Below are 591 nucleotides of genomic sequence, written 5' to 3' on the forward strand. Positions count from 1 at the left end.
GCGCAGCCGCGCCTGCTGGACGCGCGGAAGTCCCTGTGCCGGACGCAGGGCAAGGTGGGGATGCGGATCATCGCTGCCCACGGCCTGGTCGATGGCGCGCTGGCAGTCCTCGTCCAGCCATTCGCGCCGGCCCAGGGCATCGAGCCGGCGGGTGAGCTCCGCATGCGGTTCCAGCAGATAGCGCACATCGTCGGCCGCATAGTTCAGCTGGGCCTCGCTCAGCGGGCGACGCAGCCAGTCGGAGCGAGTCTCGCCCTTCTCAAGCGGCACGCCGCACAGCTCGGCCACGAGCTTCTGATAGCTCATGGAAGGATCGAGGCCAACCAGTCCGGCAGCGACCTGGGTGTCGAACAGCGGCGCCGGCAGCACGCCGTAGGCGTGATGGAGGGCCTGCAGGTCTTCGCTGGCACTGTGCATGACCTTGAGGCAGGGCGCCTGCAGCAGCGCGACCATCGCCGGCAGACGTCCAAGCCGCGGCGCATCCAGCAGCAGGACGTCTCCAGGCCGTCCAAGCTGGACCAGCGCCAGCTCCGGGTAGAAGGTCTTCTCGCGCATGAACTCGGTGTCCATCGCCACCGGCCCGGCCTCATG

Annotated in this window: 1 protein-coding gene; it reads right to left on the reverse strand. The window is 69.0% G+C overall.

The genetic code is table 11. The features are described from left to right. Positions 1–576 (reverse strand): ribonuclease D (locus FLQ44_RS18070; RefSeq protein ID WP_276607882.1); only part of this gene is annotated, 576 nt, incomplete at its 3' end. Positions 577–591 lie beyond the last annotated feature (15 nt).

The organism is Vogesella mureinivorans (genome assembly GCF_007644035.1).
Lineage (GTDB): Bacteria > Pseudomonadota > Gammaproteobacteria > Burkholderiales > Chromobacteriaceae > Vogesella > Vogesella mureinivorans.